Origin of the sequence: Pseudoduganella guangdongensis (assembly GCF_009857475.1) — a bacterium.
Lineage (GTDB): Bacteria > Pseudomonadota > Gammaproteobacteria > Burkholderiales > Burkholderiaceae_D > Rugamonas > Rugamonas guangdongensis.
Genome location: NZ_WWCJ01000017.1, coordinates 49,081 through 73,062, shown reverse-complemented (window position 1 = coordinate 73,062; position 23,982 = coordinate 49,081). Strand labels below are relative to the sequence as shown.

Genomic DNA, 23,982 nt, shown 5'->3' with positions numbered 1-23,982 from the left:
AATGGCTGGTTCGAAAAACTTGCGCTGCTTAACCCTTACTGAAGATCTGGTATTTCATCCGGTTTTTCCAATTGCCAGATTGTTAGCCCATAAGCTGAATCGAAGACAGGCATTATTTCATCTTTCTTGAAATGGCGAGCGCTATCTGGCTTCGCTGGGCTGAACCAATAGCCTGCCATTGGACATGCCTGGCCGCCAAGCACGCGAAGGATTAAGGTGCCATCTTCCAGTTCGACGCTGTTACGTGGCTGGCTTCGCGCATACTCGACCATGTCTTTGGGATAAACCATTTCATCCCGGTACTTGGAATCATCGATGTTAAGCAGATAAGTGAATGCACCCGCACACATCGCCCAGTAGCCAAAGTATGGCGAGAAGTCCGGTTCAATCTGTTCATGCTTGCCCCAGAAATGGGCGACGCCTTTCATTGACTTGTACCAGTTCTTCACAAACTTCTCCATGCCCTTGGCACGTTCGGCTGGATCTTGTTGATTGATCGCGTTGAAGAGTGGTGTGTAGGGCTTCCAAAAGTGGAAGTCCATCTTAGGCCGGTTCGGGAGGTAGAAGCTTAGAAGCGTTTCGATCACAGCATCAGACTCGTCGTAGTCAGTCTCTGCGATTAGTTCGTATATGCGCGGGATGAGATCCTCGCGGTGAAGCAAAACCGCAGCGGAGAGCAGGTTTAAGTAATCGACATAGGTGTCGATCATGTCATTGAGGACAAATGGCGGATAGTACTGTTCTTCCGGGACGTCATTCAATGCCACTGCCACGTCTTCGAAGGCTTCCACGACTTGCGTTAGGTAAGGGGCAAGTGATGCAACGTCGTCCCCGCCGGTCATCCGCAATTGCAAAGCGTTCCAGTAGCGGTATGCGCATGCCGTTAAGCCGGCGACGATGTCGCGCGGATCGTCAGTGGGCTCGGCCAGCTTTTCGCGCAATTCTTCTAAATCATCTTTAAACCATTCAAGCATACTTAAATAGCTCTGTTCGCCAATGAGGGGTTGGCGGCGCAATCGATTGAAGTCAATTTCAGTCATTTTTTTGGTTTCCTGGGCTTTGTGCTTCTCTTCGGCTTTCCGCTTTTTATATATCGTGCTTCTGCAGCGTCGATGTCTTGAGCCGTGAACGCACGCTGAATGTTATGCTCAGCGTGCTGTTCTGCGTATCGCTGCGCTGCACGTGGATTATCGACCAAACCCTCACTAAGTATTTTTGTCATTACTTCAGTGTGCTCGGCCGCTTGAATTGGCGTCACAAGAAATACGTGGCGGGAGTAGTTTCGGTACATCTTTGTTTCGAGACGGAAGAAATCTTTGCGGATCCGATCATCGACCCACTTTTTGCTCATCTGCAATACCATCTCGGTTTGAGCTTTCTTTCCTCCTTTTGCTGGCGGCGGAGTATTCACAGCACTGCTCGCCGACAGACTCTTCGCTTCTCCCAGCATGCTCAGCAAGTCCGCTGCAGGATTCATATTTGCCTTGGCCTCGACGATTGCGTATTGTTGGGACTTCGCACGATTGGTGAACCACACTGAGTCGATACCAGCTTGAAGCACATGCTTGCTTGGGGTGCACAAATAAAGCGGAGTTTGATTGTCGTTGATCTTCCTGAAGTCGTTCTGCCAGCCCGCTTTGCGACTAGATCCTACGTCAATCGTATCGTGTACATTCCAATCGAGACCCCAATTCATCTTCTCGATCACATAGTGATCGACGATATGTTCGCCCATCAGGCCTTTGGCGGCAAAGTTCAGGGCTTTATAGCCCTCGTATGCCAAGCGCTGAGTGACCGTGACCGCCTTCGACGCGCTGACTTTACCTTGGGTGCGCGGTTTTTCGGCAACCACTTCGTGTCGGCGGTCACGCGCGGCTCTTGGGGTTACCGCGTTATTGCGTGTAGGGCCACCGTGGCCGCCGCGCGGAGTCGTCGCTGCATTTTGTGCCAATGCCAGTGCGACCGCTGCGGCGTGCTCGCCCAGCAGCTCCTCGAGGAACTTCTTGATTTCGGCTGCTGCCTCCCTGATTGGGGCAGCGAGCTTGCCACGCAGGGATTTGATGGAAGGGATAACGTCGCGTGCCAGTTGTTCCAGATGGTCAGGACACCACCAATGGCCGGCGGCGATGTATTCCAGCATCTGGATGCTGCTTTCCAGAGCGAAGTTGGCCTTGATGATCGCTGCCTGCGTATTGCCGGCCCAGTCCAGCGCACGCACCCATTTCACGGCACCGCCTTTTTTTACGCCGAGCATGCGTTCGACCATGGCGACGCCGCCGTTGAAGGCGCCCTTAAGCGCCTTACGTTCCTTGTAAAGCGGTTTGAATACGGTCTTGAAGGCGCTGCCCACTTCGGGAATGACGCCAAAGGCGGCAAAACCGAGGGTGATTTTCTGGTCCAGCGTGGCCTTGGACATGCCACCATGCTTGTTGATGTTGTAAAGGCAGCCGCTGATGTCCCGCACGTCCATCACCTGGTCGACAACGGGAATTAGCGAAATCAGGCCGCCAATTACTTGGGCCGAAACCATTTGCTCCTCGTTGAAGTCGCCCAGAATCAGGTCTTCAAGGAACTGGACGCAGTCGTCAATAATGCTCACGCTTGCTTCCTTTCATGTTCGAGGCGCGCTTGTTCGATAGCCAGCCTGCCTTGTTCGCGTACTTTCGGATCCTTGTGTTCGCCGGGTTCGAGTGGCGGAGGCTCCCAGTCGCGCGGGTCTTCGCCAAACTCCACGGTGTATTCGCCGTAAGGAACGCTCAGCAGGCGCGCCTGGCCTTTGTCATCGAGCGTTCCTTCGCGCACCGTGCCGTCGGCAAAGCGTACTTTATAGGGTGCACCCGGGACTGCATCCAGGTCGTCGTAGAGGAACATCAGATCGATGTCGTTTTTCGCCTGGTCCGGTTTTGGCAGCGCAGGCAGGCTTGCTTCTCCGCTGGCCGCGCCAGAGAGTTCCTTCTTGCTGGCTTTGAAATCGATTTTTCCAGGAGCGTTCAGGGTGATATTGCCGCCTTCGATCCGGATCGCAGCCCCCTGGGTCGTCAGCAGGACGTGCTGCTTGGCCGCGACATTTACCTCCGCGTTGATGCTGGCGACCGTCAGCAATTTATCCGCCGTGAGCAATGTTGAAGCTTCTTGGCTTTGGGAGCTGAACTTGCCGCTTGCCGCGTGCAGGTGCAAGCCGGTTTCCTTGGCTGGCTTGGCGGGATCGCTGGCCTTACCGTAGGTGAAAAGGCTGATGCCTCCCTGCGCGGCGTGGTGCAGATTGGCCTGTGCGGCGAAGTTGATTGCGTGACCGGCCGCAATGCTGCTGCTCACGTCTGAAGCGAGTATTGCATTGGCGGGCGTCGCTGCCACGATCCCGGCGGGGCTGTCCAGTTGCAGCAGCGGCGTGTTGTAGGCTTTGACTCCTTCGCCATTGTCTGCCTCAAGAATCCCTACAGTGCGCTCCATGCCGGAAATGGCCGGCAGCTTGTCAGCTTCGGCTTCCTTGGGCAGGTCGGCCTTGTGTGTCTTGGCTTGCTGGGCGAGCGAAGTCTGGCTTTGCTTGCTGGCGGTAACCTGCCTGCTGGCAGGCCGTGAGTCCAACACCTGCCCGGATGCGCCGCGCGCGGCCTGGCTGGAGAGCAGCATGCCTTGCCCGGCGCGCAGTGCCAGCGCGTGTTCGGTTTTCAGTTCGGCGCCGAAACCGGCATCGTGCAGGCGCTGGTTGTCGGTCTGGTGGCGCAGGTGGCCCAGGTTCAGTTCGGCCGTGCCGGTGTGCGGCTTGGCGTGGCGCTGCAGTGCGACCCGCGCCTGGCCGGGCGTGTCGTCGAACACCAGCTGGCTGTAGGCGCCGGAGCCGGACTGGCTGCTTTGCATGGCCTGGCTTTTCAGGCCGGACAGGGCGGCGGGGTGGGCGTGGCCGCCCGCTTCGCCGGGGAACCAGGCGGGCGCGTTGCCGGTGGCGGCGCCGGTGCCGGCGGCGACCTTGTTGTGCTGGGCGTCGGCCTGGCCGGCGCCGTTGTACAGGGCGCCGATGATGACCGGGCGATCGATATCGCCTTCCAGGAAATCGACCAGCACTTCCTGCCCGACGCGCGGCAGGGTGTTGCTGCCCCAGTTTGCGCCTGCAATCGGCGCCAGCGGCGTGGCGACGCGCACCCAGGTGCCGGCGCTGTCGTCGGCGGGCGCGCCGCTGTCGGACGCTTGCAGGGCCGGGCCCAGGCGGCTATGGCTGCTGGCGCCGCGCTGCCAGTGGAACTGCACTTTCACGCGGTGGTCGCGGTCGGTGAAAACTGGCGCGCCGCTGGGGCCGACCACAACGGCGGTTTGCTGGCCATGCACGGTGGGGCGCTTCCATTCCGCGCTGCTGCGGTAGGGCAGGGCGGCTTCGATGGCGTCCACGCGGTTGCGGTATAGCGGGCGCTCGGCGATGGTGCTGCCGGTGGCGTGGCGGCTGTCGGCCAGGTCGGCGTCGTTTAGTAGTTGCAGTGCAGCCTGGCCGATTTCGCGTTGGATATTGGAGCGCATTTGCGCTGCCAGGTTGTTGTGCATCAGGTGCAGCACGCGGGTGGCGATGAATTCGCCGGTGCCGCCGCTGGCCGGTTCGCCGAGCAGGGTGAAGCGGGTGGCGGGGGCCATGGTGCGCACGGTGCCGGCCCCGGTGACGTTGTTGCGCGCCACGTCGAGCGCCTGCAGGCGGCGATCGGCCAGGCGCTGGCCGTGTTCGCGGCTGGTGTAGGCGTAGGCGCCGGGCACGTCGCGCGCGGTGAGCGGCAGGCCACTGTCACCGGCGCCGCCGGCGCTGGCCGGGCGCAGGCCCAGTGTGCGGTAGTCCCAGCTTTGCAGGGCGATTTCGCCGGTCAGCAGGCTGGCTTGCTGGCGCCAGCGGTCCATGCTGTCTTCGCGCATGACGGCGCCAGCCTGGGTGAAGCGCACGCTGGCCTGGGTGTTGGTCTGGAAGGCGCCGTTATGGTCGGCGATGACCAGCACGTGGCCGTCGCTGCGGTGCTCGTAGTAATAGAACAGGCCTTCTTCGGCCATCAGACGCTCGGCAAAGGCCCAGTCGCTCTCTTGGTATTGGGTGCACAGGCTGCGTTTCGGGTAGGCCGCGCGGTCGGCCAGTTCGAAGCGCCATTCGGGCACCAGGGTACCCTGGCCTTGCCAGCTGCCCAGCACCGCGTCGAGGATGTCGCATACCGACAGGTCCTGGAACACGCGGCTGTCGCGGTTTTGCGCCAAAAAGGCGGTCCAGGGTTCAACCCGCATGCTGTAGCGCGCCATGCCGCCGTTGGAGGCGCTCAGTTCAATCGCGGTGATGTGGCCGTGGAAGGGGCGCAGCGCCTGCGGTCCGGCGGCCGTCACCAGTTCCAGCAAGGCGGGTTGGCCGATCAGCGTTTTGAGGGGAATGGCGGCGTCGGTGGCGAGGGTGCTGATGTCGAAAACAAAGGGTTTGCCGATGGCTTCTTCACCGCGCACGCACTCCACGATCAAAGGCGCGCACGTCGTCAGGCGCAGCAGGCGCGTGTCTTGTGTGATGCGATCCAGCATGTGATTGTTTTTTCGATAATCATACGGATCGACATTACAGCGTAGAAATACTTTATCGGCAATAGTGATTTCAATCGTGCGCACCTCCGTCGAAAACTATTGATTTGCTAGTGACTCAGTAGGGACCACCTTCCTGCGCTGGCCTTCCAGCCAGCCGGCGGGAAGTTTGTCGAGCAGGGGATCCTTGGCTTTCAGGCTGGTCCAGCTATTGCCGCCGTCCGCCGAGTAGACCAGCAGATGCGGGTGTTGGTCCATGTCGCCCAGGATGCCGGCGAGCCAGATCTGTTTGTCGTCTACCAAGTAGCTACTGATTAGGGACGACAAGTCTGCCGGCAGTTGGATGCGGCGCCATTTGGCCCCGTCCCTTGAGGCCATCAGGGTCTGCTCGGTGGAGCCGGTGATCCACCAGCCGCCACGGCGCGAATATCCCAGTTCCACCAGCAGGTCCGGGTCGCCGAGTCTGGCCGTGCGTTTGCTCTTGCAGGTGGCGGGATCGATGCGCTGCACGTGGTAGCGTGTCTGTCCGTCTTGCAGGAAGTCGGTCACCAGGGCGAGCACTGTGCTGCTCGATGCGGAGAATTGCACGTTGTAGGCTTGCAGCGCTGCCAGCGGCGAGCGCCCGGCCGGCGCGCCCAGCTCTTTATAGGAGACCGTGCAGCGGCCGCGCCCATGGCGCAGCGCGTAGCCGGTGGGGGTGTCGCTGACTTCCAGTCCATTCGGCAGCAGGGCAGCGCCTGGCCGGGTGCTAAGGTGTTTGCCACTGGCGGGATCGACGATCAGCGCGCCGGCGTGGATGCGTCCTGATTCGTCAAGCTGCAGCGGCGGCCAGATGCGGCCGGCGGGCAGGGTTTGCAGCGTGATCGGCGGTTCCGCTTGCACGCGTACCCGTTCGCTGTCCTCGCTGATCGTCACGTTGCCGACTTTGAATTGGGTCGCCGGCATGGCGTTTTCTTTACCTTCCTCGGGTGCGCTTGCCAGCAGCGATACGACCAGGATGGAGAGCGCGTGGTTGGCGCCGTGTATCGTCCCCTCGGACGGTAAATGCAGCGGTCCGTCGAATCCGCAGGCGAGGGCAGCGACTGGCCGTGTCCCCATCCATCGCTTGGCGGGCTGGCTGATGCTCACCTGCGTATCCTGCAGCTTCAGGAGCGGCAGGGGGAATTCAAACACTTCGGCGAATACCTGCGTTTCTTCCGGCGCGAGACCTTTCAGGAGCTGGCGCAGTTCGTCCGGCTGTCCGCAGTGCTGTTGTACCAGCCGGGTCAGGTTTTCGTGGTCGATGGTTTCCAGGCCGAACCTGGGCAGCGCGGAATAGCGGACGGTCTGGATCGCTGTGGATTCAGGCGCGATCCGACCGCTCCATCCATAAGTGAGCTGCGACTGCCAGTCCTTGAGTTGCGCTTTGCGCAGGTATGGGCCCATGTCCCGGCCCAGAAAGTAGGTGTGTGGGTAGCGTGCTACGGTCAATGCCTTGCCATCCAGCGTCGCCGTCAATTCGGGGAAGGTCTTGTCGCCATACTCTTCACCTTCGCCGAAGTACTCGAACAAGGGTGTCGCGGCATAAAAGCCCACCTTCTGCGTCCGCCTGGTGTCGTTCTTGAGGGTGATGGCGATATCAACTTCGTGCCCCTTCAGCTGGATCCTGGCCCCCGACACATAAGGCGCACCAGACTGCATGCCTAGCGTGAGCGGTACCGCGTTCTCGAATTCATATGCGTTTGCTGGGGCGCTGATGCAGCAGAATGCAATGGCGAGAGCCAGCGCGAGTCTTAGTTTTACAAGATGCTTCACAAAATTGATCCAGGTCACCCAATCACCAAAAGTCAATTGTAGTCAATTTCTTAAGTCCCTAGAATCCCGTTATGGACCTTAGGCGACATCACCGGACTTACCTCGCATGGCTGCTGTGCATCGCCATGCTGGTGGCGGCATTGATGCCAACCCTGGCCCGCATTCATTCCCACGTGAGCGCGCAGGCTGCCGTCCATGCTGTGAGCGACCACCCGGCGCCGGGGCAGCACGCCAATCATATGGACAAGTGTCCCTTCTGCCAGTTGCAGTCCGATTTGCCGCTGCTGGAAATCCCGCCAGCGCAATGGATCGTTGCCGAGATGCCCCGGGCACGGCCGGAACTGTTCTACCAATCCCCATCCCCCCTCCATACCTGGGCTGCTGCCAGCCCGCGCGCTCCGCCCGTCCTGGGCTGACTCCCACACCGCTTGACTGAAACTGGCGCCGCGCTAACGCAGGCGTTCGCCCCCGCTCGCCCTAACGAATCGCAAAATCATGAACAAGAAGATCCAACTGTCCCTCGTTTCCCTCGCACTGCTGGCAGCATTCCCTGCGCAGGCGGAAGAACCTACCCTGGTCGAAGTCGTCGTCATCAGCGGTGCGCGCGCCGCCACCAAACTGTCGGAAACCCCCAGTGCGATCGGCGTGGTCGATGCCGAGATGCTGCGCCGCGACAAGCCGAAAACCATGGGCGACGCCCTTAACCGCGTGGCCGGCGTGCATTGGAACGATCTTGGCAACGAGCAGCACAGCATGGCGATCCGCCAACCGATCAGCACCGGCTCGGTCTACCAATACCTGGAAGACGGCATTCCCATCCGCCCGCTGGGTGTCTTCAACCACAACTCGCTGAACGAGATGAACCTGGCCGGCAGCAATGGCATAGAAATCCTCAAGGGCCCTGGCTCCTCGCTGTACGGCAGCAATGCGGTGGCCGGCGCGATCAATATGATGTCCGCCGCGCCGACGCGCAAGCCGTTCGCCATGCTCGGTGTGCGGCACGAGGCGGTGGCCGGTTTCACCCGCTACGACACGGCGGTCAGCAACACCTGGGGCAAAGTGGGCCTGCGCTTCTCGCATTACAGCAGCCGTCGTTCAAGCGACAACTGGCAGCAATACAGCTATGGCGACAAGGACTCTTTCACCTTGCGTGCTGACTACGCGCTGGACAGCGGCTCGCAATTGCGCGCCACGCTGGTGCGCACCGACCTCGATACCGCCATGTCGGGCAGCGTGTTCGAAAACGACTACCAGGCGTCCTCCGGCAAGAGCCTGAACTCCTTCACCTACCGCCGCGACCTGACCACTCGCGCCACCGTGGCGTGGGAAGGCGAAACCACGGCGGGCGGCAACACCACCGTGACCCTGTTCACGCGCCGCAACGACCACGGCCAGATCCCGGCCTACCAGATCGGCAGCTGCAGCGGCAACGTGTGCAAGGGCGCGCAGAACAACAACCATGTCAGCTCGCGCGGCATCGACATCAAGCACGTGCAGGAATTCGGCTGGCTCGATGCGCGCCTGATTGCCGGCGTGTACATCGACCGCAGCGCCAACCCCTACGTCAGCGATAACCTGAGCATCGTGCGCGATCCGGTCAGCGGGCGCTATGTGAGCTACACCCTGGCCAGCGCCGCGCAACCAATGGGCGTGCGCGACTTCACCACGGATATCGATAACGACGCGGCCTTTGCCCAATTCGAGTTCACGCCGCTAAAGCAGCTGCGCGTGGTGGCTGGTGGCCGCGCCGATCGTATCCAGTACGACTACCGCAACAACCTGGCGCCAAAGGGCAGCGCCAACTTCGGCGCGCCGAACGAGCAGCGCAGCTTCGGCCGCTTCAGCCCCAAGCTGGGTGCCAGCTATGTGCTGGGCGCCGACGCCAACCTGTATGCCAACATCAGCGATGGCTTCACGCCGCCCGAAGTGAGCCAGCTCTATGGCAAAACCGGTATTCCCGACCTGCACTCGGCCACTTACCGCAATATGGAGCTTGGCCTGCGGCTGGCCTTCCTTGGCGGCGCACTGCGGCTGGATACGGCGCTGTACCGCCTGGTGGGCCGCGACACTATCGTCAGCTACACCGTCTCGCCCGGCAACAGCGAGAACCGCAACGCCGGCCGCACACGCAGCCAGGGCCTGGAGTTCGCCCTGAACTACGACAGCAAGCTGGTGGACGCCCGCTTCGGTACGGCACTCGCGCGCCACCGTTTCGAGCGCTACCGCATCTCCGCCACGCAGGACTTCAGCGGCAACGAAATGCCGCAGGCCCCGCGCGACATGACCAATATGGAGATCGGCTTCAAACCCATGGCTGGCGCCCGCATCGCGTTGGAGGCCATACACCAGGGCCGCTACTGGATGAACAACGCCAACAACGTCGAATACGGTGGCCATACCCTGCTCAATCTGCGCGCCGCCTATCGGTTGGCGAATGGTTGGGAGCTATGGACGCAGGTGCGCAACCTGGGCGACCGCCATTACGCCGACTCCGCCTCCAGCTCCTACGCCGGCAGCGGCAGCTACCAGCCGAACACCCAGAACCAGTACACCCAGGGCGCACCGCGCAGCGTGGCGCTGGGGCTGACCTACGCCTACGGAAAATAGTTTGAACCAAAAACTGGAACAATTTCTTGCTTCATGCCTATAATGCTTTCCACCTAAATTCTGTCATACAGATCGTAATGGTTGACGTGTCAGCTTCTCATTTGCAGCAGGGCAGGGCTATTAATAGCGCGATTTTCAAACATGGCCCGGCTTTGTTTGACGCGGTAAAAGAAACCATCTTGAAAGAAGCCACGGTTCCGGCGGCGGGTGGCAACGCAGCCCACAAGGCTAATCAGGAAAAGCTGCTGGCGACCATTGCCCGGATCTGCGAGCAGGGGCAATGGAATCCCACTCTGAGCAAAGCGCAGTTCTGGGATACGGCCTGGGGACGTATCGTTTACCAAGGCACGCGCGCCGACAAGGCGTCCAAGGAAATCGACAGCATGCGCCAGTACCCGCTGTTTGGCGACATTGAGGCGTTCGATCAGGAGGACTATCAGTTCGATAAAGCGCAATGGGAAGCCTTCGCCGCGCACTGGAAGCGGCGCTTCGAATGGTACAAGCTGGTACAGCGCTTCGGCCCGGCCAAAGCGCAGGCCGTAGAGGCCAAGCGTGGCGGCAGCTGGATGGATAACACGAATGCGATTCCCTGGGGTGCGGTTGCCGAAGACTGGGCCGCGCTGGCCGATATGTGGAGCAAAAGAGTACGCAAGTACGCTAACTGGCTCGACTTTGCTAAAGGCCAGGGCGAATTGTGGGACGAAAGCTTGCAGGGTTTTGGGTCGCATTACCCCAGCAAGGCACTCGATATCATGACCAAGTCGGGCGACTTCGCAGGCATCCAGTTCTCTTCCCATCCGGAAAAGATGAAGAAATACCTGGATGTTGCCGGGTTTTTGAAATCGGCGTCAGATACCCAGATTCTCGATTTCTATGTGGGGCCGTCCTACCAGCATGAGGTGGTGCATACCATTGGCGCGGAATACCTGCGCGCGAAGGAGCGTTTCGAAACAATCCATAAGAAATTCAGGGAGCACTTTGGTTACATCACATCGCTCCACCTGATGATGGACCTGGGCTTCATGACGGTGAAGCCGGATCGCGTCCTTACCTATTTGTTTTCCCGGCTTGGCTGGTTGGTTACCTTGCCGAAGAGTCTCAGCAAAGAGCAAGTCCTAAGAAAGTACACCGATGAGAGGGTGGTGCAGGAAGTGCTGCATCGCGCGGACGTATTGGCGGCAAGCCTGGTCGACCATTGTGGTACACCGTACACCCACCGCCTACTCGATATCTGGATGGTGAAGTTCGGCCAAGAGCCAGAGGAGCAATTCGGCATCACCGTTAATCTCGAGGCTGCGAGACCGAATGCGATGGAACGGCTATATGAACGGGTGGAGCAGCGCATGGCTTCGGCGCCAGTCGAACGTGGGGACGCGGAGGAGCGCTGGCCGTCGGCCATTGCGTTTGCACCGCTGACCAGCCGCGGTGGGCCCCGCCCCGGGAAAGCGCGGCATGCCGCCACCGCGCCGCGCAGCGCGAGGATCCGCCCAGCACAGAAGACGCGCGAGCAGGAAAAGCTGGAGGAGATGCATAGCTTTTACCAGATGAACAAGCAGTCCTTGCCCGCCACCATCCGCAATTTTCGCGACGAGATTGTTCAGTTGATGATGGCCGGCTTGCCGGTCGCGGACGCGTTCAGCCAGGTGCAGCGGAAATAGGCGTCGGCTAGGTCCCCGCTGGCATTCCCTTTAGGCGCCGCCAGCAACTGCGCTTTCGCGGGCCCGCATATTGGAGGACAGGATATTGTCCTTCTCCAGCGCGTTGCCGGCGCTGACCGCGTCGGCCCATTGGCGGGTGGTCGCAACGGCGGCGAAGTTGGAGTGGAACACCACGCTGAAGGCGCGGTGGATTTCCTCCGCTGTGGCGCTGCCCGCCGCGTTCGCGTAGGGCAGGGCGCCGGTGGCGTCGGAAAGCACTTCCACCGCCAGCCCCAGATGCCACGCTTCCACGATGGTGGAGGCATTGCAGTTGTGGGTCATATAGCCGGCGATGGTCACGGTGTCGATAGCCTGCTCCTTCAGCCATTGCGCCAGGCCGGTACCGGTGAAGCTGCTGGCCAGCTTTTTGTTGATGTGCAGGTCGGCCCCCAGCGCTGCGACGTCCGGATGCAACTGCCAGCCATCCGAGCCCACGGCGAACACCGGCGCGCCCTCAGGCGTGTCGTGCTGCACCACCACCACCGGCACGCCGCTCTCGCGCGCCGTCTTCATGGCCTGCACGATATTCGGCAGGGACTGCGCCGTAGGCGGGTACTCGATCGGCAGCTTGCCGGTGAAGTATTCATTCTGTACATCGATAACGATCAGCGCGCGGCGTGCCATTATGGCCTCCTTTGTGGTGGTTGATGGACGCCATTGTGCGGCCGTGCCGCTTTGCGCGACAGTGGCCCGGGGGACGTTATTCGATATAATCGGGCCATGCGTAAGAAAGTGGCCATCATTGCCTTCGACGGCATTACCCCCTTCCACCTGTCGGTGCCATGCCTGGTATTTGGCGGGCAACACGGGGAATCCCTGTTCGAGGTGAGCGTATGCTCGGCCGAGCGCGGCCCGATGCGCACCACGGCGGGATTCGATATTGCGGCCCGCAAAAGCCTGCGTGCGCTGGCCGGGGCCGATATCGTCATCATGCCGACATGGCACGACGATTGCCGTCCCGCGCCGCCGGCCTTGCTGCAGGCTTTGCGGCGCGCGCATGCCCAGGGCGCATTGATCGTCGGCTTGTGCCTGGGCGCTTTTCCGGTGGCCGAGGCGGGCCTGCTCGATGGCCGCACCGTGACCACGCACTGGGCCTTCGCGGGCCAACTGGCGGCGCGCTGCCCGCTGGTGCGGGTCGACCAGGAGGTGCTGTATGTGGACGAGGGGGACGTGCTGACATCGGCCGGCGCGGCGGCCAGCCTGGATTGCTCGCTCTACCTGCTGCGCAAGCTGGCGGGCGCCGACTACGCGAATATGGTGGCGCGCCGCTTGCTGGTCGCGCCGCACCGCGACGGTGGGCAGGCGCAGTTCATCGAACGCCCCTTGCCGGTGTCGGGCAGCGATTGCCGCCTGTCGGCGGTATTGGATTGGGTGCAGCACCGGCTGGCGGAGGAGCACAGCCTGGACGCATTGGCGCAACGCGCCGCCATGAGCCGGCGCAACTTTACGCGCCACTTCCGGCAAGCCACCGGCACCTCGTTCAAGCAATGGCTGCTGAACCAGCGCCTGGCGCACGCCCAGCGTCTATTGGAAAAGAGCGACGCCCCGATCGAGGTCGTCGCCCAGCAGAGCGGCTTTGGCACGGCGCTGTCCTTGCGGCAGCACTTCCGTGCCGCCTTCCAGCAAACGCCGTCCGCTTACCGCCGCCTGTTCCTGTAGCTTACTTCACGCCGTGCATGTCGGGCAGCGTGTGCGCGATGCCTTTGTGGCAGTCGATACAGGTTTTCTCGCCGCTGGCCAGCTGGGTAGAGTGGGCGTCCACCGCGCGCTTGCTCTGGCGGGTGAAGTCCATCGATTCGAACTGGTGGCAGTTGCGGCATTCCAGCGAGTTGTTGGCCTTCAGGCGCTTCCATTCATTGGTAGCCAATTGCAGGCGGTGCGCCTCGAATTTCTCGCGGGTGTCGATGGTGCCGAACACCTTGCCCCAGACTTCTTTCGACGCCTGCATCTTGCGCGCGATCTTGCTGGTCCATTCGTGCGGCACGTGGCAGTCCGAGCACTTGGCGCGCACGCCGCTGCGGTTGGAGAAGTGGATGGTGCGCTGCAGCTCGGGATAGACGTTGTCGCGCATTTCATGGCAGCCGGTGCAGAACTTCTCGGTGTTGGTGGCTTCCATGGCGGTGTTGAAGCCGCCCCAGAACACCACGCCTGCCACGAAGGAACCGATCACCAGGAAGCCAAGGCTCAGGTGTACTGCCGGCCGGCGCAGTATGCCCCAGTAGGATTTGAAGATTTTTAACATCGCCACCCCCGCTTATTTCTTCTTGGCCGGCGCGGCCGGTGCGTTCAGCATGGTGTCCACGTCCTTGAACTGATTGTTCACCAGCGGCTCCAGGTTCGCTTGCGGCACGTGGCACTGCAGGCAGAAGTAGCGGCGCGGCGACAGCTCGGCCAGGAAGTTGCCGTCCCGGTTCTGGAAGTGCGTCACGCTGATCATCGGCGCCTGGCTTTCCTGGGTGCGGGTGCGGGCGTGGCACATCATGCAGCGGTTCGCGCTCTTGTCGATCTGGTAGTTCTCGATCTTGTGCGGAATGATCGGCGGCTGCATGGCGTAGTTGCGCTGGCGCTTGACGTCGCTGTTGTCGGGATTGACCAGCGCCGGCGGCTTGGTGGTTTCCGCCAGCGGCGTGGCGCCGCGCATATTGTCCAGGGCGCGCGGCGCCGGCTGTGCCTGGGCGAAGACGGACAGCGGCAGCAGCAGGGCGAGAATCAGGGCAAACTTTTTCATGGTCGGTTCCTCCTATACCTTGCGGATGCTGACTGCGCACTTCTTGTAGTCAGTCTGCAAAGAGATGGGGCAGGTGGCGTCCAGCGTCACCTTGTTAATCAGCTGGCTGGCGTCGAAGAACGGCACGAAGACCAGTCCGCGCGGCGGCCGGTTGCGGCCGCGCGTCTCGACCCGGCTCTGGATCGCCCCGCGGCGCGACTTGACTTCGACCAGGTCGCCGCGGCGCGCGCCCATCGCTTTGGCGTCCTCCGGGTGCATAAAGCACACGGCATTCGGCACGGCGCGGTACAGCTCCGGCACGCGGCGCGTCATGGTGCCGGTGTGCCAGTGCTCCAGCACGCGGCCGGTGGACAGCCAGAACGGGTATTCCTTGTCCGGCGATTCGGCCGGCTTCTCGTAGGGCAGCGCGAAGATCACCGCCTTGCCGTCCGGATGGCCGTAGAAGCGCACGCTTTCGCCTTTCTTCACGTACGGGTCCAGGCCCTCGCGGTAGCGCCAGCGCGTCTCTTTGCCGTCCACCACAGGCCAGCGCAGGCCGCGCGTCTGGTGGTAGGTGTCGAACGGGGCCAGGTCGTGGCCGTGGCCGCGCCCGAATTCCGCGTATTCCTCGAACAGGCCTTTCTGCGGGTAGAAGCCGAAAGCCTTGGCTTCGTCGTTCTGGTAGCCAGCCTCGATCTGCGCGACCGGGAATTTGTCGACCTGGCCGTTACGGAACAGCACATCGAACAAGGTTTTGCCTTTGTAGGCCGGCATGGCCGCCAGCAGCGGCGCGGTCCACACTTCTTCCATCTTGAAGCGCTTGGAGAATTCCATCAGCTGCCACAAGTCGGAACGGGCCTCGCCCGGTGCGCTCACCAGTTGGTGCCAGAACTGCGTGCGGCGTTCGGCGTTGCCGTACGCGCCTTCTTTTTCCACCCACATCGCGGTCGGCAGGATCAGGTCGGCCGCCGTGGTGCTGGCGGTCGGGTAGGGGTCGGACACCACCACGAACGCATTGGGGTTGCGCCAGCCTGGCAGGATTTCGCCCATCACGTTCGGGCCGGCCTGCATATTGTTGTTGCACATGACCCAGTAGGCGCCCAGTTTGCCGTCCTTCAGGGCGCGGCTTTGCGCCACGGCGTGCAGGCCTGGCTTGTCCGGGATGGTACCGGGCGGCAGCTTCCAGATTTTCTCGGCGATCTGGCGGTGCTTGGGATTGGCCACCAGCATATCGGCCGGCAGGCGGTGCGAGAAAGTGCCCACCTCGCGCGCAGTGCCGCAGGCGGAAGGCTGGCCGGTCAGCGAGAACGGGCTGTTGCCCGGTTCGGAGATCTTGCCGGTCAACAGGTGGATGTTGTACAGCAGGTTGCTGCACCAGGTGCCGCGCGTATGCTGGTTGAAGCCCATGGTGAAGAAGGACATCACCTTGGTTTTCGGATCGGCGTACAGCTGCGCCAGGCGTTCCAGGCGGTCTTTCGAGACGCCGCTCAGTTTTGCCACGGTGTCGACGTCGTAGGCGCTGACGAACTTGGCGAATTCCTCAAAGGTGCTCGGCTTGCTGCCGCCGGCCTCGCCGGCATTGGCGGCGGCTTTCTGCAGCGGATTGTCCGGGCGCAGGCCGTAGCCGATATTGGTGTTGCCGACCACGAAACGCGTGTGCTTGTTGATGAAGTCACGGTTCACGCGGTTGTTCTTGATGATGTAGTTGGCGATGTAGTTCAAGATCGCCAGGTCGGTCTGCGGCGTGAAGACGATAGGCTGGTCGGCCAGCTCGAAGCTGCGGTGCTCATAGGTCGAGAGCACGGCCACTTTCACATGCGGGTGCGACAGGCGGCGGTCGGTGATGCGGGTCCACAGGATCGGGTGCATCTCGGCCATGTTCGAGCCCCACAGCACGAAGGCGTCGGCCGCTTCGATATCGTCGTAGCAGCCCATCGGCTCGTCCATGCCGAAGGTGCGCATGAAGCCCGCCACGGCGGAGGCCATACAGTGGCGCGCGTTCGGGTCCAGGTTGTTGGAGCGGAAGCCGGCCTTCATCAGCTTGGAGGCGGCGTAGCCTTCCCAGATGGTCCATTGGCCGGAACCGAACATGCCGACGCCGGTCGGGCCTTTCTCGTTCAGCACCTTCTTGAACTGCTTGGCCATTTCATCGAAGGCGGCGGTCCAGGATACCGGCTGGAATTCGCCGTCCTTGGCGTATTTGCCGTTCTTCATGCGCATCAGCGGCGTGGTCAGGCGGTCGGCGCCGTACATGATCTTGGACAGGAAGTAGCCCTTGACGCAGTTGACGCCGCGATTGACTTCGGCGTTGATGTCGCCATGGGTGGCCACCACGCGGCCGTCCTTGACGCCGACGTTGACGCCGCAGCCCACGCCGCAGAAACGGCACGGCGCCTTGCTCCAGGTGAGCTGGGTTTTGCCGGCGTCGGTGACGACGTTGGAGGCGGCAGCCGGCAGGCTGATGCCGGCGGTGGCGGCTGCCGTCATCGCGGCAGTCTGGGTAATAAATTCACGGCGGGTGTTTTTCATGGCATTTCCTCGTCCATTGCGGTGGCGGGTTCGGCATGTTGGTAAACCAGGGCGACGTTCAGGACGCCGGGCAGGGCGCGAATGGCGTCCATGGCGTCGAGCGTGCGCGGGGCGCTTTCCGCTTCCAGCGTCACCACCATGCGGCCGTCGTCTTCGACGGCATGCACAATGGCGTGCGGCAGGAGTGCCAGCTGGGCGCGGATGTCCGCTGTTTGGGCGGGCCGGGCGTGGACAATGACGCCGGCGATGTGGATCTCTGCGGCCATCGTCATGCTCCCGGCGGGCGACCGCTCAGCAGCTGGTACATCCAGACGATGAACCCGTACCCGCCCACGGTGGCGACGGCCAGGATCGGGGCCAGCACCACGGTCATGAACAGGAAGACCTTTAATTCTTGCGCTTTCGTGGGCGCTGTTTCTTTGTTTTCCATATTGATCCCATTGTATGGTTACAAATACAAAGCAAAAAATGACGCAGATCAACTATTGCTGCGAGGCGTTGCGGGGACTCAACTCAATCACGATGCTGCTGGTGCCGGGAGCCACGGCGGCGGCCTGGCCTTCCAGGTCGCCCGGCTGCGGGGTGGCGCTGCCGCTGGCGGAAATACGGGCGCCGACCACCAGCTTGGGTGTGTCGGCCAGTTTGCTGCCGGCGGCCAGCAAATTGCTGTCGTCGAGCGTGAACGAGAGCGGCAGCGCGTCGGCCTGGCGCCGCACGGCGGCCAGCGGCATGGGCGGGCCGTCGGCGGCGCGCGCGTACACGTACAGGGTCTGGCCTGGCGCCGGCGCGGGCGTGCCCGGCGCCAGGCGGATGGTGCCCGACAACACTGCCACCGCTGCCGGCAAACCTTGCCGCGCGCGCGCTTCGGCAATGCCGGCGCGGGTCGAAGTGGCGAATTCGGAGTCGGCGGGGATCAGGGCCAGCACCGCCGTCCAGCGCTGCTCGGCACGCGCGTAGTCGTTCTTGGCAAAAGCCGCGCTGCCGGCCAGGGCCAGCGCTTTCACCTGTTGCGGGTCGATCGCCAGCGCGCGTTCGATCAGGCGTTCCGGCTCGCCATCGAGCTTGCCGTCCTGCGCCGTGCCCAGGGCATCGGCATAGTCGGCCAGCACGCCGGCGTCCTGCGGCAGCTTCTCGGCCAGGTGGGCGTAGGCTTTGGCGGCATCGGCGTAGCGGTTCATGGCGCTGTAGGAGCGCGCCAGCATATGCCAGCCTTCGATATTGTCCGGCTCATTGCGCAGGCGTTGCGCCAGGCCTTCCACCATGGCGGGAATGTCCGCTTCCGACGGGCCGTGGTCGGTCGGGGTGGCGGCCGCTTGCAGCAGTTCCGGCGGCATGGTCAGCACGTCGGGACGGCCCACCTGCAGGTAGATGGCGGCGGCGGCGGCCGGCAGGCCGAGGGCCAGCAGCAGCGCCAGGCGCGGTTGCTGGCGCACCAGGCCGGTTGGCGCCGTGCCGGCCGTGCCAGTGGCGCCGGGCGCCGGCGTGGCCCTGCGCGTCAGCAGCGGCGGTACCACGCAGGCCAGCGCCAGGGCGGCCATCAGCGCGATCACGATAACAAAAGTGCTCATGTTTTCTTTCTCCAGAAGCCGCGCAGCGCGAACACGCCGACGGCCAGCAGCAGGGCGGGCCCAAACCACAGCAGGGCGGTGCTGCTATTCAGCGGCGGCTCGTACAGGACGAAGTCGCCGTAGCGCTGCACCATGAATTCCACCACCTGTTTCTCGCTGCGGCCCTGTGCCAGCTGCTGCTGGATCTGGGCGCGCAGGTCGAGCGCCAGCGGGGCGTGCGAGTCGGCCAGGCTCTGGTTCTGGCACACCAGGCAGCGCAGTTCTTCGGCCAGCGCCATGGTGCGCGCATCCAATGATTTGTCAGCCATTGGCCAGCTCCTTCACCATGCGTGCCACCCGCTCGCGCGCGTCGGGCGAGGACAGGGGACCGATATGCTTCATGCGGATGATGCCTTGCTGGTCGATGACAAACGTCTCCGGCACGCCGTACACGCCGAAATCGATGCCGATGCGGCCGTCGTGGTCGAAGGCGACCTGGCGGTACGGGTTGCCTTGCTCGCGCAGCCAGCGCAGGGCGTCGTCGCGCTGGTCCTTGTAGTTCAGGCCGATCACCGGCGCATGCACGGCGCGCGACAGGTCCATCAAGTCCTTATGCTCGATGCGGCAACCCTCGCACCACGAAGCCCACACGTTCAGCACCCACACGCTGCCTTTCAGGTTGGCCGGCGAGATGGTGCCGGACGGGTCGTCCAGGCGCTGCGCCGAGAATTGCGGCACCGGCTTGCCGATCAGCGGCGACGGCAGCTCGCGTGGGTTGCGTTGCAGGCCGACCGCCAAAAAGCCGAGCAGCACAACGAACAGGGCGGCGGGGATGATGAAGCGCTTCATGGCGCCTCCCGCACCAGGGAGCCGGTCGCCAGCACCGGCGCGGCGGCTGGCTGTGCGTCGCCGGCGCCCGGCTCGCGGTCGTGCGCGTGCTGGCGCGCGGCGCGGTAGCGGCGGTCGCTCGCAGCCAGGAAACCGCCCAGCGCGAACAGCAGGCAGCCGCCCCAGATCCAGCCCACGAAAGGCTTGACCTGGATGCGCAGCAGGTAGCGCCCGTCGCCCGTGGCGTCGCCCAGCGACACGTACAGGTCGCGCAGCAGGCTGCGGTCGATGGACGCTTCGGTCATGGTGTCTTGCGCCACTTTATAGCGGCGTTGTTCCGGCAGCAGCACGGCAACGGCCTGGCCGCCGCCGGCGCGCGTCACACCGACGCTGGCGCGCAGCGCGGTGTAGTTCGGGCCGCGCACGTCCTCCAGCTTCTGCAAGGTAAAGCTGTAGTCACCCAGCGTAGCCTGCTGGCCAGGCGCCAGCACCACGTCCTGCACCAGCTCATGGCCCTTGACCATGGTCACGCCGATGACGAACACCGCCAGCCCGGTGTGCGCCGCCAGCATGCCGTACCAGGAGCGCGGCTGGCGCGCCAGCTTGCCGCGCTGCTGCAGCACCTGCCAGGCGGTGCCGGCCAGGATCCAGGCCGCCAGCAGCAGGCCCAGCGCCACCATCGGCGAACTGCGCAGCAGCAGCGCCACGCCGGCCGCCGCGCCCAGCGCGATGGCCGCCGGCCAGCGCAGGCGTTTCGCCAACTGCGCCAGCGTGCCGTGGCGCCAGCCCGCGAACGGACCGGCGGCAACCAGCAGCAGCACCGGCAGCATCATCGGCACGAAGACTTTTTCGAAATACGGCGGTCCCACCGAAATCTTGCCCGCGCCCAGCGCGTCCAGCAGCAGCGGGTACAGCGTGCCAAGCAGCACGGTGCCGGTGGCGGCCAGCATCACCACGTTCTGCAACAGCAGCAGCGACTCGCGCGCCATTGGCGTGAACGCGGTGCGCTGGCGCAGGCGCGGTGCGCGCCAGGCGTACAGCAGCAGCGAGCCGCCCACCACAATCGCCAGGTAGACCAGGATGAAGGCGCCGCGCCGTGGATCGGTGGCAAAGGCGTGGACCGACGTCAGCACCCCCGAGCGCACCAGGAAGGTGCCCAGCAGCGAGAGCGAGAAGGCCAGGATCGCCAGCAGCGCCGTCCAGCTGCGGAACACGCCGCGCTTTTCGGTCACGATCAGCGAATGCAGCAGCGCGGTGCCCACCAGCCAGGGCATGAAGGACGCGTTCTCCACCGCATCCCAGAACCACCAGCCGCCCCAGCCCAACTCGTAGTAGGCCCAGAAACTGCCCATGGCGATGCCCAGCGTCAGGAAGCTCCACGCCGCCAGCGCCCACGGCCGCGACCAGCGTGCCCACGAGGCATCCAGCCGTCCGCCCAGCAGCGCCGCGATAGCAAAGGCAAAGGTCACCGAGAAGCCGACGTAGCCCATATACAGCAGCGGCGGGTGCGCGATCATGCCGGCGTCCTGCAGCAGCGGGTTCAGGTCGTTGCCGTCCGGCGCCGCCGGCAGCTTGCGCATGAAGGGATTGGAGGTGAACAGCATGAACAGCAGGAAGCCCACCGCCACCAGTCCCAGTACCCCCAGCAGGCGCGCCTGCACTTCGCGCGGCAGCTGCCGCGACAGGCAAGCCGCCGCAAAAGTCCAGGCCGACAGCAGCCAGGTCCACAGCAGCAGCGAACCCTCGTGCCCGCCCCAGGCCGCGCTCAGGCGGTACTGCCAGGGCAGCAGGGAATTGGAATGCTGCACCACGTAGCGCAGCGAAAAGTCGTTGGCGTAAAAGCTGTAGAACAAGCAGCCGAAAGCCAGGGTGCAGAAAGCGAACTGGCCCGCCGCCGCCGGCTTGGCCAGCGCCATCCAGCGCGAGTCGCCGCGCTGCGCGCCTGCCAACGGCAGCGTGCCTTGCAGCACCGCCAGCAGCAGGGCCAGCACCAGCGCGAAATTACCTGCTTCGCCGATCATGGGGCGCCTTTCAGCGAAGCCGGCGCGCGGCCTTGCTCCAATGCGTGCGCAGCTTCCGCCGGCATATAGTTTTCATCGTGCTTGGCCAGCACTTCCTGCGCCAGGAACAGCGCGCCGTCACCCAGGCGGCCCTGCGCCACGGCGCCTTTGCCTTCCTTGAACAGGTCGGGCAGGGTGCCCTTATAGTGCACCGGCACCTGCTTGACCTTGTCGGTGATGACAAAACTCACGGTCAGGCCGTCGGCCAGGCGTTTCACGCTGCCTTCCTCCACCAGGCCGCCGATGCGGAAGATGCTCTGGCGCGGCGCGCTGCCTTCCGCCACTTGCGACGGCGTGTAGAAGAACACCAGGTTATCGTTAAATGCGTTCAGCACCAGGGCCACGGCCACGCCGCAGGCGGCCAGGCTGGCGCCGATCAGTGCCAGTCGTTGATGGCGCGGTTTCATTCAGTCTCCGCCTGTTGCTCGCGCTGGCGCAGCGCCCACACTTCCAGCGCCATGGTGGCGAACACCACACCGAAGGAACCCCACACATAGCCGGCATAGCCGCCCATGGCCAGGAAATCCTGCACACTTGTCCAGTTCATTTTGTTCTCCTGCGCAGCCACGCCGCGTTGCCGTGCCGTTCCAGCACGATGCAACGCGCGCGCCGCAGCGCCACTGCAATTGCGTAACACCAGAAAGCAGCCACCATCAAAAGCATGGCCGTGAACATGTCCGGCGCCATGCTCGGCGCCTTGCCGAGCGTGACGGACGGACCCTGGTGCAAGGTATTCCACCAGTACACCGAGAAATAGATGATCGGGATGTTGACCGCACCGACGATGGCCAGCACGCCAGCGGCGCGGTCGGCGCGGCGCGGGTCCGCGATCGAGGCGTGCAGCCCCATGTAGCCGAGATAGAGGAACAGCAGGATCAGTTCCGACGTCAGGCGCGCATCCCACACCCACCACGCGCCCCAGGTCGGCTTGCCCCACAGGGCGCCGGTCCACAGCGCGAGGAAGGTGAACAGGGCGCCGGTCGGCGCCAGCGCGCTGGCCATGATGGACGACACGCCCGTGTGGTAGGACAGGCCGATGGCCGCCCAGCCGGCCATGGCCAGGTAGATCAGCATCGACATCCAGGCCGCCGGCACGTGCACGAAGATGATGCGGTAGGCGTCGCCCTGCTGGAAATCGGTGGGCGCGAACAGCATGCCGAGTACCAGCCCGGCCAGCCCGCTCAGCACGCCGAGCGCGGTAAACCAGGGGATCAGCCGCCCGGCCAGGTGGTAGAAGTTGCGTGGCGAAGCAAAGGCAAATACCGTGAAGCGGCGCCGGGCGCCGTTTGCGGTGGAATAATACGGTCGATTCATTGGATCTCCTTCCTACTCGTGCGCAATCCGCAACGCAGCGGCGGTAGCCCAGGGCGTGGCGGCCAGCGATGCGGCGAGCAGGGCGCCCAGCAACATCAGGTGGGGCGCACTGCCGGTACCATCGCCGGCGGCTACGACTGCGGAGCTGCCGAGAATTAGTAAGGGAATATACAGGGGCATCAGGATCAAAGCAACGAGCACGCTGCCGCCGCGTGCACCCAGCGCCAGGGCGGCGCCGATGCTGCCCAGCAGGCTGAGAACCGGGGTGCCAAGGAGCAGGCCGAGCCACAATACCGTCAGGGCGGTGGCGTCCAGGCCATACTGCAGGGCGACCAGCGGCGCCAGCACCAGCAGCGGCACGCCGGACGTCAGCCAGTGCGCCAGCACTTTGGCCAGCACCAGCAGTTCCAGCGGCTGGCCCGCGAGCAGCAACTGCTCCAGCGAGCCGTCCGCATGGTCGTCGGCGAACAGGCGCTGCAAGCCAAGCAGGGAGGCCAGCAGGGCCGCCACCCACACGATGCCCGGCGCCACGCTGCGCAGCAGTTTGGAATCGGGGCCGATGGCGAGCGGGAAGAGCGAGGTCACGACCAGGAAGAAGGCCAGCGGCATCAGCGCGTCGCTGCGGCGGCGCATGGCCAGCAGCAGGTCGCGCCGCAGCAACTGGGCGGAAGTACTCAGCACGGCGCCCCCAATTGCAGGTGCCGCACGCCGGGAAAATCCGGCTGCTGGTGCGTGGTCAGCACCAGCATGCCGCCGCGCGCGCAATGCGCTTGCAGGATGGCGCCCACTTGCGCGGCGGCTGCCTGGTCCAGGGAGGCGATCGGTTCGTCGAGGATCCACAACGGGCGTTGTGGCGCCAGCAGCAGGCGCGCCAGCGCCACGCGTTTGCGCTGGCCCTGCGACAGCAGGCGCACCGGGCGCTGGGCTGCCGCCGCCAGGCCGATTTCCGCCAAAGCCTGTTCGGCCTCGGCGCGGGTGCAGCGGGCGCCGGGCAGGGCGCCCAGGGCCAGGTTTTCCCAGGCCAGCAAATCCGGCTTCAAGCCGTCCGCATGGCCGATGTGCAGCAGTTCGGAATGGAATTGGGCGCGCGTGGCGAGGATGGGCTGATCGCGCCAGTGCACGGCGCCGCGGTCGGGACGCGCCAGGCCGCACAGCATGCGCAGCAGCGTCGTCTTGCCGCTGCCATTGCGGCCCTGGACCCAGATGGCCTCACCCGCTTGCAGCTTAAAATTAACGCCCGCAAACAAGGTGCTGCGGCCGCGGCGGCAAGTGAGCTGTTGACAGGTCAGTCCCATCAATCCCCTTTCATGAAAGTGGTCACATGGTAGCATCGCCATATTCACTTGCCGTGTGCGAATTGGCAAATCTATAAT

Annotated in this window: 23 protein-coding genes; 4 read left to right on the top strand and 19 right to left on the bottom strand. The window is 63.6% G+C overall.

Annotated features, from left to right (window positions below; translation table 11 throughout):
- Positions 1–35: 35 nt before the first annotated feature.
- From GTP41_RS20540 to GTP41_RS20525, 4 genes are all read right to left on the bottom strand, one after another.
- Positions 36–1,040 (bottom strand): PoNe immunity protein domain-containing protein, encoded by a 1,005-nt coding sequence (locus GTP41_RS20540; RefSeq protein WP_161027451.1) that lies wholly within the window; start codon positions 1,038–1,040, stop codon positions 36–38.
- Positions 1,037–2,599: a hypothetical protein gene (locus GTP41_RS20535; RefSeq protein ID WP_161027450.1), complete on the bottom strand. Its 1,563-nt coding sequence runs from the start codon at positions 2,597–2,599 to the stop codon at positions 1,037–1,039. The genes GTP41_RS20540 and GTP41_RS20535 overlap by 4 nt, the downstream gene beginning before the upstream one ends.
- Positions 2,596–5,529 (bottom strand): type VI secretion system Vgr family protein, encoded by a 2,934-nt coding sequence (locus GTP41_RS20530; protein WP_161027449.1) that lies wholly within the window; start codon positions 5,527–5,529, stop codon positions 2,596–2,598. The genes GTP41_RS20535 and GTP41_RS20530 overlap by 4 nt, the downstream gene beginning before the upstream one ends.
- A 96-nt stretch (positions 5,530–5,625) precedes the next feature.
- Positions 5,626–7,338, bottom strand: a complete 1,713-nt coding sequence (locus GTP41_RS20525) for a hypothetical protein (protein WP_161027448.1) — start codon at positions 7,336–7,338, stop codon at positions 5,626–5,628.
- Positions 7,339–7,391: 53 nt separating this feature from the next.
- On the opposite strand from GTP41_RS20525, the gene GTP41_RS20520 reads away from it, so the two are divergent.
- The 3 genes from GTP41_RS20520 (at position 7,392) to GTP41_RS20510 (ending at position 11,585) form a co-directional block, all read left to right on the top strand.
- On the top strand, positions 7,392–7,736 hold the full coding sequence (locus GTP41_RS20520) for a DUF2946 family protein (RefSeq protein ID WP_161027447.1): 345 nt from the start codon (positions 7,392–7,394) through the stop codon (positions 7,734–7,736).
- Positions 7,737–7,815: 79 nt separating this feature from the next.
- Entirely contained in the window at positions 7,816–9,927 is a 2,112-nt protein-coding gene (locus GTP41_RS20515) for a TonB-dependent receptor (protein ID WP_161027446.1), read from the top strand.
- Positions 9,928–10,004: 77 nt separating this feature from the next.
- A complete protein-coding gene (locus tag GTP41_RS20510) occupies positions 10,005–11,585 on the top strand; it encodes a hypothetical protein (protein WP_161027445.1) in 1,581 nt (526 codons plus the stop codon).
- 30 nt (positions 11,586–11,615) lie between these two features.
- Here the strand turns inward: GTP41_RS20510 and GTP41_RS20505 are convergent, their stop codons facing one another.
- A complete protein-coding gene (locus GTP41_RS20505) occupies positions 11,616–12,248 on the bottom strand; it encodes a cysteine hydrolase family protein (RefSeq protein ID WP_161027444.1) in 633 nt (210 codons plus the stop codon).
- Between the two features lie 96 nt (positions 12,249–12,344).
- On the opposite strand from GTP41_RS20505, the gene GTP41_RS20500 reads away from it, so the two are divergent.
- Entirely contained in the window at positions 12,345–13,283 is a 939-nt protein-coding gene (locus GTP41_RS20500) for a GlxA family transcriptional regulator (RefSeq protein WP_161027443.1), read from the top strand.
- Position 13,284: 1 nt separating this feature from the next.
- On the opposite strand, the gene GTP41_RS20495 is transcribed toward GTP41_RS20500, so the two are convergent.
- Genes GTP41_RS20495 through ccmA form a run of 14 tightly spaced genes read right to left on the bottom strand, consistent with a single transcriptional unit; the run spans position 13,285 to position 23,904 of the window.
- On the bottom strand, positions 13,285–13,866 hold the full coding sequence (locus GTP41_RS20495) for a NapC/NirT family cytochrome c (protein ID WP_161027442.1): 582 nt from the start codon (positions 13,864–13,866) through the stop codon (positions 13,285–13,287).
- Positions 13,867–13,878: 12 nt separating this feature from the next.
- Positions 13,879–14,352, bottom strand: coding sequence for a nitrate reductase cytochrome c-type subunit (locus GTP41_RS20490; protein WP_161027441.1), 474 nt, complete (start codon positions 14,350–14,352; stop codon positions 13,879–13,881).
- 12 nt (positions 14,353–14,364) lie between these two features.
- Positions 14,365–16,860, bottom strand: coding sequence for a periplasmic nitrate reductase subunit alpha (gene napA, locus GTP41_RS20485; protein WP_161027440.1), 2,496 nt, complete (start codon positions 16,858–16,860; stop codon positions 14,365–14,367).
- Positions 16,857–17,126 carry a chaperone NapD gene (locus GTP41_RS20480; protein ID WP_161027439.1) on the bottom strand — a complete coding sequence of 90 codons (270 nt, stop codon included), beginning with the start codon at positions 17,124–17,126 and terminating at the stop codon, positions 16,857–16,859. Before GTP41_RS20480 ends, napA begins: the two co-directional genes overlap by 4 nt.
- Before the next feature lie 2 nt (positions 17,127–17,128).
- On the bottom strand, positions 17,129–17,290 hold the full coding sequence (napE, locus tag GTP41_RS20475; RefSeq protein WP_161027438.1) for a periplasmic nitrate reductase, NapE protein: 162 nt from the start codon (positions 17,288–17,290) through the stop codon (positions 17,129–17,131).
- Positions 17,291–17,342: 52 nt separating this feature from the next.
- Complete coding sequence (locus GTP41_RS20470; protein ID WP_161027437.1) at positions 17,343–18,428, bottom strand: tetratricopeptide repeat protein; 1,086 nt, start codon at positions 18,426–18,428, stop codon at positions 17,343–17,345.
- The gene (locus GTP41_RS20465; protein ID WP_161027436.1) at positions 18,425–18,736 is read right to left on the bottom strand and encodes a cytochrome c-type biogenesis protein; all 312 of its coding nucleotides are present in this window, start codon (positions 18,734–18,736) and stop codon (positions 18,425–18,427) included. Before GTP41_RS20465 ends, GTP41_RS20470 begins: the two co-directional genes overlap by 4 nt.
- Positions 18,729–19,256, bottom strand: coding sequence for a DsbE family thiol:disulfide interchange protein (locus tag GTP41_RS20460; RefSeq protein WP_161027435.1), 528 nt, complete (start codon positions 19,254–19,256; stop codon positions 18,729–18,731). The genes GTP41_RS20465 and GTP41_RS20460 overlap by 8 nt, the downstream gene beginning before the upstream one ends.
- Positions 19,253–21,256 carry a heme lyase CcmF/NrfE family subunit gene (locus tag GTP41_RS20455; protein WP_161027434.1) on the bottom strand — a complete coding sequence of 668 codons (2,004 nt, stop codon included), beginning with the start codon at positions 21,254–21,256 and terminating at the stop codon, positions 19,253–19,255. The genes GTP41_RS20460 and GTP41_RS20455 overlap by 4 nt, the downstream gene beginning before the upstream one ends.
- Positions 21,253–21,702 carry a cytochrome c maturation protein CcmE gene (gene ccmE, locus GTP41_RS20450; protein ID WP_161027433.1) on the bottom strand — a complete coding sequence of 150 codons (450 nt, stop codon included), beginning with the start codon at positions 21,700–21,702 and terminating at the stop codon, positions 21,253–21,255. The genes GTP41_RS20455 and ccmE overlap by 4 nt, the downstream gene beginning before the upstream one ends.
- Positions 21,699–21,842 carry a heme exporter protein CcmD gene (gene ccmD, locus GTP41_RS20445; RefSeq protein WP_161027432.1) on the bottom strand — a complete coding sequence of 48 codons (144 nt, stop codon included), beginning with the start codon at positions 21,840–21,842 and terminating at the stop codon, positions 21,699–21,701. Before ccmD ends, ccmE begins: the two co-directional genes overlap by 4 nt.
- Positions 21,839–22,609: a heme ABC transporter permease gene (locus GTP41_RS20440; RefSeq protein ID WP_161027431.1), complete on the bottom strand. Its 771-nt coding sequence runs from the start codon at positions 22,607–22,609 to the stop codon at positions 21,839–21,841. Before GTP41_RS20440 ends, ccmD begins: the two co-directional genes overlap by 4 nt.
- Before the next feature lie 12 nt (positions 22,610–22,621).
- Positions 22,622–23,290: a heme exporter protein CcmB gene (gene ccmB, locus GTP41_RS20435; RefSeq protein WP_161027430.1), complete on the bottom strand. Its 669-nt coding sequence runs from the start codon at positions 23,288–23,290 to the stop codon at positions 22,622–22,624.
- A complete protein-coding gene (gene ccmA / locus GTP41_RS20430) occupies positions 23,284–23,904 on the bottom strand; it encodes a cytochrome c biogenesis heme-transporting ATPase CcmA (RefSeq protein ID WP_161027429.1) in 621 nt (206 codons plus the stop codon). Before ccmA ends, ccmB begins: the two co-directional genes overlap by 7 nt.
- Positions 23,905–23,982 lie beyond the last annotated feature (78 nt).